Genomic DNA, 16,639 nt, shown 5'->3' on the forward strand with positions numbered 1-16,639 from the left:
CGTCAACCCGGCCGGCGCCGGCCTGCCCGCCCCGACCTGAGCAGCCGCAGCAGACCCGCCCCGGCCAGGTACGCCACGAGCGCCGGGGCGGGCAGGCCCAGCGGCTCCGGCGCGGTCTTGGGCGCGAGGCTGTTCATCAGCAGACCGGCCAGCACGCCCGCGTACCCGGCCACGGCCAGGCCGGCACGCAGCCGCCGGCCACCCGCTCCGGCCAGCCCGGTGGCGGCCGGGCGCCGGGTGCGGGCCTCGACCGGGCCGAAGACGGCGACCAGCACGGCCAGCACCGCGGCCAGCGCGAGCAGCCACGGCACGCGCCACGCCCACCAGGCCGCCGAGCCGACCGGGGGAGTGGGCAGCACGCCGAGCGCGTCCAGCAGACCGACGAGAAGCACCGCGGCGGTCAGGTGCCAGAGGAAGAGGGTGAGCGCCACCGCGTTCACCGCGATCACCGCCTGCCACGGGCCGGACCGGCGCAGCCGGCGCCCGGCCGGGCCCCGCAGCAGCAGGATCAGGCCGAGCTGAGCGGCGGCGGTGGCCATCAGCGCCAGGCTCGGCGGCGCCGCGTTGTCCAGCCGTTCGCCGGGCACGTGCAGCATCGCCACCGGGTACGGCCCGACGGCCGTGAGCAGTAGCAGCGCGGCCAGGCCGCCGCCGAGCAGGACCGCGCCCGCCCGGCGGGACAGCGGCAGCCGGCGGCGGAACAGGGCCCGCGGTCCGGAGCCACCGCCGTCGGCCGGGTGACCGGCGGTCGGCCCGGCGCCGGCCGCGTCGCCGGTCCGGCGGGTGTCCGCCCGGGTGGCGTCGTACCAGGCGAAACCGAGCTGGTGTACGGCCAGCCAGCCGAACAGGTAGTTGCCGTCGGCGAGCGCGGCCGGGCCGAGGAGCCGGCCGAGGTCGCCGAGCGCCACCAGCGCCACCAGCGCCACCGGCACGGCGAGCCCGAACCGGCGGTGCAGCGCGTACATCGGCGGGGTCAGCGCCACCACCGCGACGTAGGCGACCAGGAACCACAGCGGGATGGTGGCGAACCAGACCACTGTGCGCACCTGCCCCGGGCCGGCGCCGCGCAGCGTGGCGATTCCCGCCCCGGTGGCCAGGACGAGCAGCAACACGGTGGTCGGCCGGACCAGCCGGGCGCTGCGGTCCACCAGCCACCCCGCCGCCGACCCGCCCCGGCGCCGGCGGGCGGCCAGCGAGGCGGCGTTGGCGTAGCCGCCGACCAGGAAGAACACCGGCATCACCTGGGCCACCCAGGTCAGCGGCCAGGCCCAGCGCAGGTCGCCCAGCGCGGAGTGACCGGCGGGGCGGCCGTGGTCGTACCCGACCACTGTCACGCCCCAGTGGCCGAGCACGACCATGGTGATGGCGAGCGCCCGGAGCAGGTCGATGTAGCGCTCCCGCCCCGGCGGCGTGCGTTGCGCGAGCTGCCGCAGGCGGCGCATGGGCTCAGATTAGGCCAGCCGGCTCCGACCGGTACGGATAACGGATCGGTCGAGAGGGCTTGTGGTCCCCGCCGCGCTGTCGTAGAAATTCTTCAGTGCAAATGCGTCTTATGAAGACAAGCGACAGGGTGCTCACCGCGCGTACCCGGACCGAGGAGATCCTATGAACAGGCGTGAGATCCTACGGCGCAGCGCCGCCGCCGGTCTGCTGGCCACCCCCGCCGCCGGCCTGCTCGCCGGCTGTGCCACCTCCGGCGGCGACGACGCGGGCGACCGCGACGCGTACAAGGGCACCAGGAGCGAGCAGAACCCGCTCGGCGTGGCCGAGGACGCCCCGCTGGAGGTGGTGATCTTCAACGGTGGCTTCGGCGAGGACTACGCCAAGGCCCACGAGGCCATGTACAAGGAGCGGTACCCGAAGGCGCAGATCAAGCACTCGGCCACCGCCGAGATCAGCAAGACGCTCCAGCCCCGCTTCGTCGACGGCAGCCCGCCCGACGTGGTGAACAACTCCGGCGCCGGTCAGATCGACTTCAACGGCCTGGTCTCGCAGAACGCGCTCGCCGACCTGGGCGAGCTGCTCGCCGCGCCCAGCCTCGACACGCCCGGCAAGACGGTCAAGGACACGCTGCTGCCCGGCACCGTCGAGGTCGGCTCCTACGACGGCCGGTTCCTGGTGCTGAACTACACCTACACGGTGTACGGCATCTGGCACTCCACCAAGCTCTTCGCCGACCGTGGCTGGGAGAACGCCAAGACCTGGGACGACCACATCGCGCTCTGCCGCCGGATCAAGGCCGCCGGCATCGCCCCCTGGACGTACGCCGGTGTGCACCCCCGCTACATGAGCTGGCCGCTGATCTCCACCGCGATCAAGCTCGGCGGCCCGTCGGTCGCGCTCGCCATCGACAACCTGGAGCCGAACGCCTGGAAGTCGGACGCCATGAAGACCGCCGCCGACGCCTGGCACCAGATCGTCAAGGACAAGTTCATCCTCGACGGCTCCCCGGGCCTGGACCACAAGCAGTCGCAGACCGCCTGGTGCCAGGGCAAGGCCGCGTTCATCTCCTGCGGCTCCTGGCTGGAGAGCGAGCAGAAGGACGTCACCCCGCCCGGCTTCAACATGACCGTCGCGCCGACGCCGAGCCTGGGCAGCGGCGACAAGCTTCCGTACGAGGCGATCCGGGGCACCGCGGGCGAGCCGTTCATGGTGCCGGCCAAGGCGCGCAACGTCGCCGGTGGCCTGGAGTACTTCCGGACCATGCTCTCCCGCAAGGGCGCGCAGGACTTCACCAAGAAGGTCGCCAGCCTGCCCGTGGTCGCCGGCGCCACCGAGGGCATCGACCTGCCGTACGGGCTCAGCACCGTGGTCAAGGCGCTCGACGCGTCCGGGTCCAACGGCTTCAACTGGGTCTACAACAACTACTACCGGAAGCTGGAGCGCAACCTGGTCGACGCGGCCTGCGGCGAGTTCTTCAGCGGCCGGATCTCCCCGGCCGAGTTCCTCGACCAGTGCCAGAAGGGCGCCGACTCGATCGCGCAGGACAGCTCGGTCAAGAAGTACAAGCGGTCGGCGTGATGCGGCAGGGCCGCTACCCCCTGATCCTTACGTTCCTGCTTCCCCCGCTGGCGTTGTACGGCATCTTCGTGCTGTCGCCGTACCTCCAGGCCTTCCAGATCTCCACCACCGACTGGATGGGCTACTCCGCGCAGGCCGACCCGGTCGGCCTGGCGAACTTCCGCACGCTGCTGAACGACGGGTACGTGTGGAACGCGTTGAAGAACAACGCGATCCTGCTCGCGGTGGTGCCGGTGGTGACGATCGGGCTGGGCCTGTTCTTCGCCAGCATGCTCACCATGGGCGGACGCAAGGGCCGGGCCGGGGTGACCGGGGTGCGGGGCACCTCGGTCTACCGGCTCGTCTACTTCTTCCCGCAGGTGCTCTCGGTGGTGATCATCGCGCTGCTCTGGAAGGAGATCTACAGCCCGACCAGTGGCCTGCTCAACGGCGTCCTGCGCGCCGTCGGGCTGGCCACCCCGGCCTGGCTCGGCGACCCGCGCTTCGCGTTCTGGTGCGTGCTGGCCGTGATGGTGTGGAGCAACGTCGGCTTCTACGTCGTGCTCTTCGGCGCCGCCATGCAGGCCATCCCGCGCGACATCTACGAGGCGGTGCTGCTCGACGGCGCGTCCCGCACCACGATGCTGCGGAAGATCACCATTCCGCTGCTCTGGGACACCATCCAGGTCGCCTGGATCTACCTCGCCATCGCGGCGCTGGACGGCTTCATCCTGGTCCAGCTCATGACCAACGGCGGACCGAACTTCTCCTCCGACGTGATCGGGCTGCGGATGTACGACACCTCGTTCGGCAGCGAGAACAAGTTCGGGTACGCGTCGGCGATCGGCGTGGCGATGTTCTTCCTGACCCTCTCGGTGGCGGTGCTGGCGCTGCGCACCGCCCGGCGTGATCGGATCGAGTACTCGTGACCACAGTGGACACCGGCGCCCCGGCCCCCGAGGCGACCCGCGCGGCCACGCCGGGCGACCGGCCGCCGCGGCGCGAGCTGGGCGTGGCGAACGTCTTCTCGCACGGTTTCCTGCTGCTCTGGGGGGCCATGACGGTCCTGCCGCTGGCCTGGATGGTGCTCAGCTCGCTCAAGAGCAACGGCGAGATCATCGCCGAGCCGTGGGGGCTGCCCGAGGCGCTGCGGTTCGACAACTGGTCGCGCGCCTGGACCAGCGCTCACATCGGCCGGTTCTTCTTCAACAGCCTGGTGGTGGTGGCCGGGTCGCTGAGCCTGACCATGCTGCTCGGCGCCACCGCGGCGTACGTCTTCGCGCGCTACGAGTTCCGCGGCCGGCAGGTGGTCTACTACCTGTTCGTCGGCGGGATGATGTTCCCGGTCTTCCTGGCGTTGGTGCCGCTGTTCTTCGTGGTCCGCAGCGTCGGCCTGCTCGGCACCTGGCCGGGCCTGATCCTGGTCTACACCGCGTACTCGCTGCCGTTCACGGTGTTCTTCCTGACCGCGTTCTTCCGTACCCTGCCGACGTCGGTGGCGGAGGCCGCGCTGATCGACGGGTGCGGGCACTTCCGGCTGTTCTTCCGGGTGATGCTGCCGATGGCGAGACCGGGACTGATCAGTGTGGCGATCTTCAACTTCCTCAGCCACTGGAACCAGTTCCTGCTGCCGCAGGTGCTCCTGCCCGGCGACGGGCAGGACAGGATGCTCGCCCAGGGGCTGAGTTCGCTCGCGGTGAGTCAGGGCTACGCCGGTGACTACGCCCAGTTGTTCGCCGGCCTGACCATCGCGGTGCTGCCGGTGCTCGTGGTGTACGTGGCCTTCCAGCGTCAGGTCCAGTCCGGACTGACCGCCGGGCAGCTGAAGTGAGGTGGTTGCCACAGGCGACGGGGCAGTGGAGAAGATCGGGCTGACCTAGGGTGAGCCGGCACGCTCATCTATCGACAGGAATATCATGTTCTTCCTCCTCTACACGCTGTTGCTGATGCTCGGCGGCATCGCGATGGTCGTCGTCGGCGCGGCGGTCAAGGAACAGGGGACCGGCTCCCGGATCCTCAACGTGGTCATCGGCCTGGCCTTCTTCGGGTACGGCTTCTACCTGCTCTTCCTCTCCGACAGCGACAGCTACCGGATCTTCTTCTACGTCTTCGTGCTACCGATCCTGCTGATCGTGCGCGCGGTGAAGGCGCGCAAGGAGGCGCGCGAGCAGGCCGCCGCGCAGCAGTTCGCGGGCGGGCAGCAGTACCCGGGCGGCCAGCAGTACCCGGGCGGGCAGCAGTTCGCGGGTGGCCAGCAGTTCGCGGGTGGGCCGCAGCAGCCGGGCATGTACCCGGCGGCTGGCCACGGGCAGCCCGGCCCGGCGTTCCCGCCCGCCCCGGGGCAGCCCGGACCCCACGGCGCCGCGCCCCAGGCCCACCCGGGTCAGCCCGTCCCGTACGGCACCCCGCCGCAGGGCCACTCCGGTCAGCCCGCGCCGCAGGGCTGGCACCCGAATCAGCCGGGTTCGCAGGACCGATACTGATCAGCCGGGCACCGGCGCGCGTCCGCAGGTGCCGCACGGCGAGTGGAACGCCATGGGTGTCAAACCGGCGTCACGACACCCATGGCGTTCCACCCAGCGGGGGAGCATCCCGCGGGCGGGCGAGAGGCGGGCGAGGGCGCGTCAGGCGGGCCGGGGGACCAGGCGGGTGTGCAGGGCCGCCGGGTCGGTGACCTCGGGCAAATCACGGGCGGCGAGCCAGGCCGCGGCGGCGGCCCCGTCCCCGGCGCCGTGCAGGGGCGCGCCCGGCCAGCGGGTGGCCAGTTCCGCGCGTACCGCGCCGGCCAGCGGGGTGTCGCCGGTGAGCAGCCCGCCGCCGAGCACCACCGGGTCGGTGGCGCCGGGAGGGCGGATCCGGGAGACGCTCTCCGCCAGCAGCGCCGCGGCCCCGGCGATCAGCGCGGCGGCCGTCGGCTCCCCGTCGCGGGCCGCCGCGACCACGAGTGGCGCGAGCCGGGCCAGCTCCACCGGCGGTCGCCGGGTCACCGTCTGCACCACGGCTCCGACCGTCGTGCGCGGTTGGGCGTCCACCTCGGTCGTGCCGGTCAGCTCCGCCAGCACGCGGCGTCCCAGGTCGCCGGGCGGCTCGGCGCGGTCCAGATCGGTCAGCAGCCGGCGGACCGCCTCACGGCCGAGCCAGAACCCGGAGCCGGCGTCGCCGAGCAGCCAGCCGTGGCCGTCCGCGGTGCGGTCCAGCCGCAGGTCGCGCACCTGGGCGGCGATCGCGCCGGTGCCGGCGACGAGCACTGTGCCGTCCGGCGCGGCGGTGCCGGAGGCGTAGGCGACGAGCGCGTCGCCGTGCACCGCGTACGGGCATCGCAGCCCCGCCTCGGCCCACGCGTGGTCGAACGCGTCCCGGCCGTGCGGGTCGGCCAGGAGGCGGCCGGCTCCGGCGAGGCCGATGACGCCGGCGCGTACCCGATGCGGGTCGATGTCGGCGAGCGCCGCGCGCAGGGCGGCGAGCAGTTCGGCGGCGGCCCGCTCGGCGCCGTGGCTGGTGGGGTTGCCGCCGCCGGCGCGACCGGTGCCCAGTCGCGTGCCGTCGAGGTTCAGCGCTGCCGCGCGGGTGGAGGTGCCCCCGACATCGAGGCCGACCACGACGGTGTCCGACATGGAACTCATGCTGGTCGGCCGCGTCGCCGGACGCAAGATCGCGGCTTCGCGGTGGGTAACAGTTTGAAAACTTCGCCCACGCTCTTGACACGGAGGGGCCTTCAGTAAGAACTTTTACCACTAACAGTTAACACTCTTTTCCGAAAGGCTTTCGCCGATGGCCGAGCACGAGGTGGAGACTCCCGCGGCGACCGCGGTGGTCGATGCCGGCCCGGCCGACCGGCTGGGCGCCGACGGGGTGCTGGCCAGGGTCCGGGCCGGCACGGGGGAGCTGACCGGGGCGCTGCGCCGGGTCGCCGAGCACGTGCTCAGCGACCCGGAGGCAGCGGCCCGGGCCACCATCGTCGAGCTGGCCGAGCGCAGCGGCACGTCACCGGCGACCATCACCCGGTTCTGCCGGGCCATGGGCTTCGACGGGTACGCGGACCTGCGGCTCGGCATCGCCGCCGAGACCGGCCGGGCGCGCTCCGCGGGCTGGACCGTCGACATCGGACGAGAGATCCAGCCCGGCGATCCGCTGTCCCGGGTGCTCGACCAGATCATGGCCGCCGACACGCGGGCCATGCACGACACCGCCGCCCTGCTCGACCTGGCCGAGGTGGAACGGGCGGCGGTAGCCATCGCCGGAGCCGGCCGGGTGAACATCTTCGGCGCGAGCGGCAGCGCGCTCGTCGGCGAGGAGATGCAGTTCAGCCTGCACCGCATCGGGGTCGCCGCGTGGGCCTGGAGCGACGTGCACGAAGGGCTGGCCAGCGCCGCGCTGCTGGGCGCCGGGGACGTCGCGCTCGGCATCTCGCACACCGGGCAGACGCGGGAGACGATCGAGCTGCTCGCCGAGGCCGGCAGTCGCGGAGCCACCACTGTCGCGCTGACCGGCTTCCTCCGATCGCCGCTGGCCGAGCTGGCCGACATCGTGCTGGTCACCGCCAGCCAGGCCACCACGTTCCGGCCGGACGCGCTCTCCGCCCGCCACCCGCAGCTCGTCGTGCTCGACCTGCTCTACATCGCGGTGGCGCAGCGCACCCACGACCGCGCCCACGCGGCCTTCCGGCGTACCGCCCAGGCCGTCGACGGGCACAAGGCCGCGAAGGGGTCCCTCTCATGATCAGCGCCCGGCGGTACGCCGACGCGGTCCGCCCGGTGCTCGACCGGCTGGTGGACAGCCAGGCCGTCGCGGTGGACCGGGCGGCCGACCTGATCGCCTCCGGCCTGCGCGCGGGTGGCGTCCTCCAGGCGTTCGGCGCCGGTCACTCGGAGGCGCTCGCCGCCGAACTGGTCGCCCGCGCCGGCGGCCTGGTCCCCGCCAACCGGATCTCCCTGCACGACCTCGTGCTGCACGGCGACGCGCCCCGCGACGTGCTCGCCGACCCGAAGCTGGAACGCGACCCGGCCGTGGCGCACCAGCTCTACGCGCTGGCGGCGCCGCAGCCGGAGGACGTGTTCGTGATCGCCTCGCAGTCCGGCATCAACGGCTCGGTGGTCGAGCTGGCGACGCTCGTCAAGCGCGGCGGCCATCAGTTGATCGCTGTCACCTCGGTCGAGCACACCGCCCGGGTAGCTCCTCGGCACCCCTCCGGGCACCGGCTCGCCGACCTCGCCGACGTCGTGCTGGACAACGGCGCGCCGTACGGCGACGCACTGCTGCCGCTCGAGGGCGGCGGCGCGGTCTGTGCGGTCTCCTCGGTCACCGCCGCGCTGCTGGCGCAGCTGCTGACCGCCGAGGTCGTACGACGGTTCCACCAGGCCGGAGAGGTGCCCCCTGTCTACCTCTCCGCCAACGTCCCCGGTGGGGACGAGCACAACCTCGCCCTCGAGTCGCGGTACGCCGGGCGCCTCCGGCGGACCGCCTGACCCGACCCACAAGGAGAGACAACATGTCGGTTTTCCCCGAGAAGTTCGGCGACGTCAGCCGTCGGACCCTGCTGCGGCGGGCCGCCGCGGCCGGCCTGCTGGCCGTACCGGCGGCGGGTCTGCTGAGCGCCTGTGCCGGCAGCGAGCCGAGCAAGTCCGACGGCGGCGGCGCGGCCAAGAGCAAGGACAACCCGTTCGGCGTCAAGGACGGCAGCGCGGTTAAGGTGGTCGTCTTCAACGGTGGCCTGGGCGACCAGTGGGCCAAGGAGGACAAGGTCGTCTTCAACGCCAAGCACCCGAACGTCACGGTCAACATGTCTTCGACCCAGAAGATCAAGACCGAAGAGCAGCCCAAGATGGCGACGCAGCCGAGCGACCTGGTGATGAACTCGGGCGCCGACATGATGGACCGCAGCACGCTGATCAACGAGGGCGCGATCGAGCCGCTGGACGACCTGCTCACCGCGCCGGCCTGGGACAGCGAGGGGACGGTCGCCGACAGCCTGCTGCCCGGCACCGTCGCCGACGGAACGCAGAACGGCAAGTTCTACGTCGTCAACGTCGCGTACACGGTCTGGGGCAACTGGTACAACGCCGCCCTGTTCAAGAAGGAGGGCTGGACGGCGCCGACCACCTGGGACGAGTTCTTCGCGCTCGCGCCGAAGATCAAGGCCAAGGGCATGGCGCCGTACGTGCACGACGCGGTGCACGGCTACTACCCGCGCTGGGCGCTGTTCGCCAGCATCTGGAAGGCGGTCGGCAAGCAGGCCGTCGTCGACATCGACAACCTGAAGGACGGCGCCTGGAAGGCCGACGGCATCGTCGCGGCGCTGGAGCCGTGGGAGAAGCTGGTCAAGGACAAGCTGCTGCTGCCGGGCAAGCTCGACCACACCCAGTCGCAGCAGGCGTTCCTGGACGGCAAGGCGGCCTTCATCCAGGTCGGCACCTGGCTGAAGAACGAGATGGCCGCGACCATCCCGCCGGGCTTCGAGATGACCCTGTCCGACTACTGGAGCAAGAGCGGCGACAAGGCGGCGAAGGACGTCTTCGCCTCCTCCGGCGAGGGCTTCGTGGTGCCGAGCAAGGCGCCGAACAAGGAGGCCGCGAAGGAGTTCCTGCGGGCCATCCTCTCCAAGGCCGGCTCGGCGAAGTTCGCCGAGCTGACCAAGTCGCTGGCGTCCACCAAGGGCTCCGGCGACAACGTCCAGGACACCGCGCTGGCGTCGGCGAACACGCTGATGAAGAACGGCAGCTCGGACCTGATCTCGGTGAAGTTCCCGGACTTCTACGCCGACCTGGACAAGGAGAGCCAGAACCTCTCCGAGGAGCTGATGGCCGGCCGCCTGACCGCGCAGCAGTTCGTCGACAAGATGCAGGCGGCCGCCGACAAGGTCGCCAAGGACTCGTCGGTCAAGAAGCAGACCCGCACCGCCTGATCACCGCGAGGAAGTGAGTCCAATGCGGCACGGAGTCGCGCGTTTCGTCACGGGCTTCCTGGCCCTGCCCGTCGCGCTGTACCTGTTCTACGTGGTGTGGCCGTTCGCCCAGGCGGCGGGATACTCGCTGACCGACTGGGGCGGGTACTCCGATTCCCAGCGCTTCGTCGGGCTGGACAACTACGTCCGGCTGTTCTCCGACGAGCTGATCCGGAAGGCGTTCTGGCACAACGTGTTCTTCCTGGTCACCGTGCCGCTGTTCACGATCGCGCTGGCCCTGTTCCTCGCGTTCCTGCTCAACGTGGGCGGACGCGAGGACAGGGCCGGCATCCGCGGGGTGTTCGGCTCCGGGATCTACAAGGTCATCTTCTTCTTCCCGCAGGTGCTGTCGCTGGTGGTCATCGCCGTCATGTGGCAGCAGATCTACCGCACCGACGGGCAGGGCCTGATCAACGGCCTGCTCATCAAGGTCGGGCTGGTCGACGCCGACAACCCGATCGCCTTCACCGCCGACCCGGAGCCGTTCCTCGGCGTGCCGGCGGTGCTGTGGTGGCTGCTGTTCATCGCGGTCTGGAGCGGTGCCGGCTTCTACATGGTGCTGTTCTCCGCCGCGATGCAGTCGATCCCGAAGGACATCTACGAGGCGGCGATCCTCGACGGCGCGGGCCGGTTCCACACGTTCTTCAAGGTGACGCTGCCGCTGCTGCGGGACAGCATCTCGGTCGCCTGGGTGTATCTGGGCTTCATCGCGCTGGACATGTACGCGCTGGTCTTCGTCATGACGCCGAGCCAGGGCGGGCCGAACCACGCCAGCGAGATCTTCGCCTCGGTGATCCAGTTCAACGCGTTCCAGAAGGGCCAGTTCGGTTACGCCTGTGCCATCGCCGTCGCGCTGGCCATCTTCACCATCCTGCTGGCCGCGCTCCAGTTGAGGATCACCCGCCGTGAGCGGATCGAGTACTGAGGAGGTCTGGACGATGAGCACTGTGACCCACCCCTCCGGTCCGGCCCGGTCCGACACGGCGCCGCCGGACCGGCCCCCGGCGGACCGGCGGGAAACCGGCAACGGCTTCGGCGGCCGGATCTTCAACGGCTTCTCGCACCTGTTCCTCGCGGTCTGGGCGATCATGGTGGTCTACCCGCTGCTGTGGGTGGTGATGTCGGCGCTCAAGACCGACTCCGAGGTGATCCGCGAGCCGCTGTCGCTGCTCCCCGACGCGTTGCAGTGGGACAACTTCGCCCGCGCCTGGACCGCCGGGATCGACAGCTTCTTCCTCAACACGCTGCTCGTGCTCGCGTTCAGCGTGACGCTGACGATGCTGCTCGGCTCGATGGCCGCGTACGCGCTGGCGCGCTACGAGTTCCGCGGCAACCGGCTGATCTACTGGATGTTCCTGTCCGGTCTGACGCTGCCGATCTACCTGGCCGCGGTGCCGCTGTTCAAGGGCGTCTACAACACCGGGGTCGCTCTCCCGCTGCTCGGCCCGAACAAGCACCTCATGCTGATCCTGGTGTACGTGTCCTGGTCGCTGTCGTTCACGATCTTCTTCATGCACTCGTTCTTCCGGACGCTGCCCGACTCGATCGCCGAGGCGGCCCAGGTCGACGGGGCCTCGCACACCCGGACGTTCTTCAGCGTGATGCTGCCGATGGCCAAGCCGGGCCTGATCAGCATCGGCATCTTCAACGTGCTCGGCCAGTGGAACCAGTGGTACCTGCCGACGCTGCTCATGCAGTCGGTCTCCGGCGAGCCGAAGAACCAGGTGATCGCCCAGGGGCTGATCGAGCTGTCGGTCAACCAGGGGTACAAGTCCGACTGGTCCGGTCTGTTCGCCGGCGTCACGATGGCGATGCTGCCGGTGCTCATCGTGTACATCGTCTTCCAGCGCCAGGTGCAGTCCGGCCTTACCGCCGGCGTCGGCAAGTAGCCCGCGGGCCCCGGCTCGACGAGCCGGGGCCCCGGGCTGTCGGTGGCACCGGGCAGAATCGCGTCCGTGCTGGTGGCGGTGGTGGCGGACGAGCGGGGCGGCGGCGTGCTGCAACCCCTGCACGCCGACGGCACCCCGGCCGGCCCGCCCGGGGAGGTCGCCGACCTGGCCGCCGCCGTGGCCGCCCGCGAGGCCGCCGATCACCCCCGCTGGCTCTGGGCCGCCTGGGCGCCCGTCTACCCGGCGCTGCTGCGCGCCGGGGTGCGGCTCGACCGCTGCCACGACGTCGAGCTGACCGAGGCGCTGCTGCTCGGGCACGCGGGCCGCTGGGGTGAGCCCCGCGCGCTGCCCGCCGCGTGGGCCCGGCTGACCGGCATGCCGGTCCCGCCGGACCCGTCGCCCCGCCCGCCCGAGCCACCCGGCCACGCCCAGGCCGCGCTCTTCGAGCCGCCGTCCGGCCCGCCCGGTCCGGGCATCACGGCGTTGACGAGGGTGTACGCCGGCCAGCTCGCCCGGATCGCCGCGACCACGCACCCCGGCCGGTTCCGGCTCCTGGTGGCCGCCGAGTCGGCGGGCGCGCTGGTGGCCGCCGAGATGGGCGCGGCCGGCCTGCCGTGGCGTGCCGACGTGCACGACGCGATCCTGGCCGGGCTGCTCGGCGCGGCGTCCCCGGTCGGCGGGCCGCCGCGTCGGCTGGCCGAGTTGCAGGCCCGGATCGCCGACGCGTTCGGCGTACGCCAGGTGCACGCCGACTCGCCCGCGGAGCTGTTGCGGGCGTTCGCCCGCGCCGGCGTGGACCTGCCGAACACGCGCGCGTGGGTGCTGCGCGGGGTGGAGCACCCGGCGGCGCCGCTGGTCCTGGAGTACAAGGAGCTGTACCGGATCTGGACGGCGCACGGCTGGGCCTGGCGCGACGCCTGGGTCTCGGGCGGCCGGTTCCACCCGGAGTACGTGCCCGGCGGCGTGGTCTCCGGCCGGTGGGCGACCCGGGGCGGCGGGGCGTTGCAGATCCCGAAGGTGATCCGGCAGGCAGTGGTGGCGGACCCGGGCTGGACGTTCGTGGTGGCCGACGCGGGCCAGCTCGAACCGCGTGTGCTCGCAGCGGTCTCCGGCGACGAGCGGCTCGCGGCGGCGGGCGGCGCGGGTGACCTGTACGCGGCCCTGGCCCGGGACGCGTTCGGCGGTGACCGGGCGAAGGCGAAGGTGGCTCTGCTCGGGGCGATGTACGGGCAGACCGGCGGTGCGGCCCTGCCGGCCCTGGCGGTGCTGCGCAAGAGCTATCCGACCGCGTTCGGCTACGTCGAGGCGGCGGCGCGCACCGGTGAGGCGGGCGGGCTGGTCCGGTCCTGGCTGGGGCGTACCTGCCCGCCCGGGTCGGCCGGGTTCGCCGAGGGGGAGGAGGCGGTGCCGGACGGCGGGCCCGATCCGCACAGCCCGTCGGCCCGGGCGGCCCGCTCGCGGGGGCGCTTCACCCGCAACTTCGTCATCCAGGCCACCGCCGCGGAGTGGGCCTCGACGCTGCTCGCCACGCTGCGCACCGAGCTGGCCGGCACGGGGGCGGAGCTGGTCTTCTTCCAGCACGACGAGGTGATGGTGCACTGCCCGGCCGGGCAGGCGGCGGCGGTCGCCGAGGCGGTCACCGCCGCCGGCGCGCGGGCCACCCGGCTGCTGTTCGGCGACACGCCGGTCCGGTTCCCGCTCGACCTGTCTACTGTCGACTGCTACGCGGACGCGGCATAGTCGCACAAAATTCCGTTTTGCCCCGCTACCCGCCCCCGGCCGCGATCGTTGGGCCCGGTGTGCGTACGACGGGACGGGCCGGGCGGTTGTGCCCGGTCCGACCCCTGATCGAGGGGGCACCGCTGAACCGGATCGCTGCAATGATCATCGCCGCCGGTGGCGGCCGCCGCATCGGCGGACCCGAAGCGCTGCTGCACCAGGGCGAAAGGCCACTGGTCAGCCAGATGGTCGACACGATGACCGAGGCGGGCTGCGCGCAGGTCGTGGTCGTCCTGGGCGCGGCGGCCGAGCAGGTACGGCAGACCACCGACCTGAGCGGCGCCACCGTCGTGGTCAACCGCGCCTGGGGCACCGGGGTCGGTTCCTCGATCCGGGCCGGGCTCGCCGCGCTCACCGACGACGACATCGAGGCGGTCGTCGTGGTGCCGGTGGACATGCCCGGGCTCACCGCCGCGGCGGTCCGCCGGGTGACCGCGCTGCCGTACCCGGACGTGCTGGTCTGCGCCACCTACGACGGGCTGCGCGGCTACCCGATGCTGTTCGGCCGCCGGCACTGGTCCGGCATCGCCACGCTGGCCAGCGCCGACGTGGGGGCGCGGCCGTACCTGCTGGCGCACAAGGACCAGATCGTCGACATCGCCTGCGACTCGGTGGCCGACGGCAGCCGGATCGACAGTCCGGAGCTGATGGCGCTCTACGGCCTGTCCATCCCCGAACAACGCGTCGGCGCCTGACGCGCCGTTGTCGGACCCCGGCTGCGCGGCCGGGCCCGCCCGCCTACGCTACTGACCTGCCGACGGCGACGCGGATCGGAGACGGGCGGATGGCTGTTCACCTTCACGCGGTGAGCCTCGATGCGGGCGACCCGCCGCGGCTCGCGCGGTTCTGGTCCGGGGTGCTGGGCCGCGAGATCGTGGACGACCCGCGCGAGGGCGTGGCGCTGGGCGGCGACGCCCACAGCGACTTCCGCATCCGGTTCCTGCCGACATCCGCCCCGAAGACAGCGCAGAACCGGATCCACTTCGACCTGACCAGCGCGTCACCGCGGGCGCAGGGGGAGACGGTGGCCCGGGCACTGGCGCTGGGCGGCCGGCACATCGACATCGGCCAGGGCCCGGACGACGACCATGTGGTGCTCGCCGACCCGGAGGGCAACGAGTTCTGCGTCATCGGGGCGGGCAACGGCTTCCTCGCCGGTTGCGGCTTTGTCGGTGCGGTGAACTGCGACGGCACGCGGGCGGCCGGTCTCTTCTGGAGCGAGGCGCTGGGCTGGCCGCTGGTCTGGGACCAGGACGAGGAGACCGCGATCCAGTCGCCGCGCGGGGGCGCGAAGGTCACCTGGAGCGGCCCGCCGCTGATGCTCAGCGAGGGCCGGGACCGGGTACACCTGGATCTGGTCGCGGCCGGCGACCGGGACGCGGAGATCGACCGGCTGTGCGCGCTCGGCGCGACCCGGGTCGGCACGGGAAGGCACACCGCAGGCGACGTGGTGCTGGCCGACCCGGACGGCACCGAGTTCTGCCTCCTGACAGCCCGGTGATGCGGGTGCGGCCCCAGGGACCGCACCCGCACGGGGCCCTGCCCGCCCCCACCTCGATGCGGCGAGGCGCTACCGTTCCGATCGGACGGTCGTCGTGCCGTCCGCGCGGGGAGGGGACAACGTGGGAGCCACCGTCGCTCGACATCTCGCCGGAGCCGCGGCGGCCTGGCTCGTCGTCGTCGCGGAGGCGGTGGTCGGCTACCTCGGCCTGCTGGCGTACGCGCTGGTCACCGGCGCCGACCCGGGCGGCCCGCTGGCCGGGCCACTGCTGGTGCTGATCGCGGCGCTGCTCGGCGTGGCCGGGCTGCCACTGCTGTTCGCGCCGGCCGTCGCGCTCGGCGAGGCCGCGGGCCGGCGGCGGTTCGGCCGGGGTCTGGCGTATGCGGGGCTCGTCGCGGTCGTGCTGGCCGCCGGGTACGCCACGGCGGTCGCGGTCGCCACGGACGTGCCGGGTGCCCGGGTGCCGCTCGTGGCCGGGATCGGCGCGCTGCTGGCCCTCCCGCCGACGGCGGCGTACGCGCTCAGCGCCGGCGGCGTGGGATGGGCGGCCCGGCTGATCGGGCGCCGGGCGGCCACTGCCGGTCCGCTGCCCGCCGAAGCGGGCTGACCCGCTCGGGCCGATCTTCCGGACGTCCGCTCCGGCTACACCTGGATGTTGAAGCGTTGCAGCACCGACGGGGCGACCAGCCCCAGCGCGGCCAGCACGGAGAGCACCGTCATCGCGGTGCGCAGCACCACGGTCTCGGCCTTGCTGCCGGTGCGCAGGGCGATCTTGTTCGGGAGCCCGATCATCGTCCACATCCGGCGTTTGATCGGGATGGGCCAGAGGATCGGCACCCCGGCTCGGGTGATCATGTCGCCGAGGATGTGCACGAAACAGCCCACCCCGACCGCGAAGCCGATCATCGGATAGCCGCGGTCACCGGGCAGGGTGGCGAACGTGAACCAGGCCGCGGCGGCGGACACCAGCGTGACCACCACCCAGCCGGCGCGCTCGGCCCACTCGTCGAAGAGCCCGCGCAGCGCCAGGCCGATCATGAAGAAGAGGATGCCGACCACCGCCCACTTGCCGTAGTGGGCGCAGAGCGCGGTGGTGCCCCAGCCGACGAGCACCGTGAACGGGATGGTGTGGGTCAGCGTGCGGTGCCCGTTGTTGCGGCGTGGATCCTTGCTGAGCTTCGTGGCGTAGTAGACGCCGAGCGAGATCTTCTCCACCACCTCGGCGACGAAGAGGCTGAACACGCCGAACGTGCGCGCCACGGTGGCGCCGCCCTGGTTCCGGGTGACCTTCCCGGACAGGTCCAGGTCGGGGAAGAGCGCCCCGCCGGCGCAGACCGCGGTGCCCACCGCCAGCGCCAGCGGTGTCTGGTGGTAGTCCGCGAACTGGGCCATCGCCCAGGAGCCGGTCAGCCACACCGCCGCGCCCGAGAGCGCGTGGGACGGTCCCATCATCTCGGCTCGCCCTTCCCGAAGATCTTGATCTACGAAACTACGCCACTGTAGTCAGCCGGTACGACGGCGGGGCATCAC

Annotated in this window: 16 protein-coding genes; 13 read left to right on the forward strand and 3 right to left on the reverse strand. The window is 72.1% G+C overall.

Annotated elements, in window-relative coordinates:
- Positions 1 to 2 precede the first annotated feature (2 nt).
- Positions 3 to 1,442 carry an acyltransferase gene (locus ACFYON_RS01545; RefSeq protein WP_354873229.1) on the reverse strand — a complete coding sequence of 480 codons (1,440 nt, stop codon included), beginning with the start codon at positions 1,440 to 1,442 and terminating at the stop codon, positions 3 to 5.
- 163 nt (positions 1,443 to 1,605) lie between these two features.
- Between ACFYON_RS01545 and ngcE (ACFYON_RS01550) the strand changes: the two genes are divergently transcribed.
- From ngcE (ACFYON_RS01550) to ACFYON_RS01565, 4 genes are all read left to right on the forward strand, one after another.
- Positions 1,606 to 3,021 (forward strand): N-acetylglucosamine/diacetylchitobiose ABC transporter substrate-binding protein, encoded by a 1,416-nt coding sequence (gene ngcE, locus ACFYON_RS01550; protein WP_354873227.1) that lies wholly within the window; start codon positions 1,606 to 1,608, stop codon positions 3,019 to 3,021.
- Positions 3,021 to 3,929, forward strand: a complete 909-nt coding sequence (locus ACFYON_RS01555; protein WP_355015197.1) for a sugar ABC transporter permease — start codon at positions 3,021 to 3,023, stop codon at positions 3,927 to 3,929. The genes ngcE (ACFYON_RS01550) and ACFYON_RS01555 overlap by 1 nt, the downstream gene beginning before the upstream one ends.
- On the forward strand, positions 3,926 to 4,831 hold the full coding sequence (locus tag ACFYON_RS01560; protein WP_354873224.1) for a carbohydrate ABC transporter permease: 906 nt from the start codon (positions 3,926 to 3,928) through the stop codon (positions 4,829 to 4,831). Before ACFYON_RS01555 ends, ACFYON_RS01560 begins: the two co-directional genes overlap by 4 nt.
- An 85-nt stretch (positions 4,832 to 4,916) precedes the next feature.
- On the forward strand, positions 4,917 to 5,483 hold the full coding sequence (locus ACFYON_RS01565) for a hypothetical protein (RefSeq protein WP_354873222.1): 567 nt from the start codon (positions 4,917 to 4,919) through the stop codon (positions 5,481 to 5,483).
- A gap of 141 nt (positions 5,484 to 5,624) precedes the next feature.
- Here the strand turns inward: ACFYON_RS01565 and ACFYON_RS01570 are convergent, their stop codons facing one another.
- On the reverse strand, positions 5,625 to 6,614 hold the full coding sequence (locus tag ACFYON_RS01570) for a BadF/BadG/BcrA/BcrD ATPase family protein (protein WP_354873220.1): 990 nt from the start codon (positions 6,612 to 6,614) through the stop codon (positions 5,625 to 5,627).
- Positions 6,615 to 6,771: 157 nt separating this feature from the next.
- On the opposite strand from ACFYON_RS01570, the gene ACFYON_RS01575 reads away from it, so the two are divergent.
- The 9 genes from ACFYON_RS01575 (at position 6,772) to ACFYON_RS01615 (ending at position 15,716) form a co-directional block, all read left to right on the forward strand.
- Positions 6,772 to 7,719, forward strand: a complete 948-nt coding sequence (locus ACFYON_RS01575) for a MurR/RpiR family transcriptional regulator (protein WP_354873218.1) — start codon at positions 6,772 to 6,774, stop codon at positions 7,717 to 7,719.
- A complete protein-coding gene (locus ACFYON_RS01580) occupies positions 7,716 to 8,465 on the forward strand; it encodes an SIS domain-containing protein (protein WP_355015194.1) in 750 nt (249 codons plus the stop codon). Before ACFYON_RS01575 ends, ACFYON_RS01580 begins: the two co-directional genes overlap by 4 nt.
- 23 nt (positions 8,466 to 8,488) lie before the next feature.
- Positions 8,489 to 9,901, forward strand: a complete 1,413-nt coding sequence (gene ngcE / locus ACFYON_RS01585; RefSeq protein ID WP_355015195.1) for an N-acetylglucosamine/diacetylchitobiose ABC transporter substrate-binding protein — start codon at positions 8,489 to 8,491, stop codon at positions 9,899 to 9,901.
- A gap of 22 nt (positions 9,902 to 9,923) precedes the next feature.
- Positions 9,924 to 10,865: a sugar ABC transporter permease gene (locus ACFYON_RS01590; RefSeq protein ID WP_354873212.1), complete on the forward strand. Its 942-nt coding sequence runs from the start codon at positions 9,924 to 9,926 to the stop codon at positions 10,863 to 10,865.
- A 13-nt stretch (positions 10,866 to 10,878) separates the two neighbouring features.
- Complete coding sequence (locus ACFYON_RS01595) at positions 10,879 to 11,829, forward strand: carbohydrate ABC transporter permease (protein ID WP_354873210.1); 951 nt, start codon at positions 10,879 to 10,881, stop codon at positions 11,827 to 11,829.
- 36 nt (positions 11,830 to 11,865) lie between these two features.
- On the forward strand, positions 11,866 to 13,569 hold the full coding sequence (locus ACFYON_RS01600) for a bifunctional 3'-5' exonuclease/DNA polymerase (RefSeq protein WP_354873319.1): 1,704 nt from the start codon (positions 11,866 to 11,868) through the stop codon (positions 13,567 to 13,569).
- A gap of 140 nt (positions 13,570 to 13,709) precedes the next feature.
- Positions 13,710 to 14,303: a nucleotidyltransferase family protein gene (locus ACFYON_RS01605; protein WP_354873208.1), complete on the forward strand. Its 594-nt coding sequence runs from the start codon at positions 13,710 to 13,712 to the stop codon at positions 14,301 to 14,303.
- An 89-nt stretch (positions 14,304 to 14,392) separates the two neighbouring features.
- Positions 14,393 to 15,109 (forward strand): VOC family protein, encoded by a 717-nt coding sequence (locus ACFYON_RS01610; RefSeq protein ID WP_354873206.1) that lies wholly within the window; start codon positions 14,393 to 14,395, stop codon positions 15,107 to 15,109.
- Between the two features lie 121 nt (positions 15,110 to 15,230).
- Positions 15,231 to 15,716, forward strand: a complete 486-nt coding sequence (locus ACFYON_RS01615; protein ID WP_354873204.1) for a hypothetical protein — start codon at positions 15,231 to 15,233, stop codon at positions 15,714 to 15,716.
- A gap of 35 nt (positions 15,717 to 15,751) precedes the next feature.
- Here the strand turns inward: ACFYON_RS01615 and ACFYON_RS01620 are convergent, their stop codons facing one another.
- Positions 15,752 to 16,561: a metal-dependent hydrolase gene (locus ACFYON_RS01620; RefSeq protein WP_354873202.1), complete on the reverse strand. Its 810-nt coding sequence runs from the start codon at positions 16,559 to 16,561 to the stop codon at positions 15,752 to 15,754.
- Between the last annotated feature and the right edge of the window lie 78 nt (positions 16,562 to 16,639).

The organism is Micromonospora sp. NPDC005686 (assembly GCF_042871665.1).
Lineage (GTDB): Bacteria > Actinomycetota > Actinomycetes > Mycobacteriales > Micromonosporaceae > Micromonospora.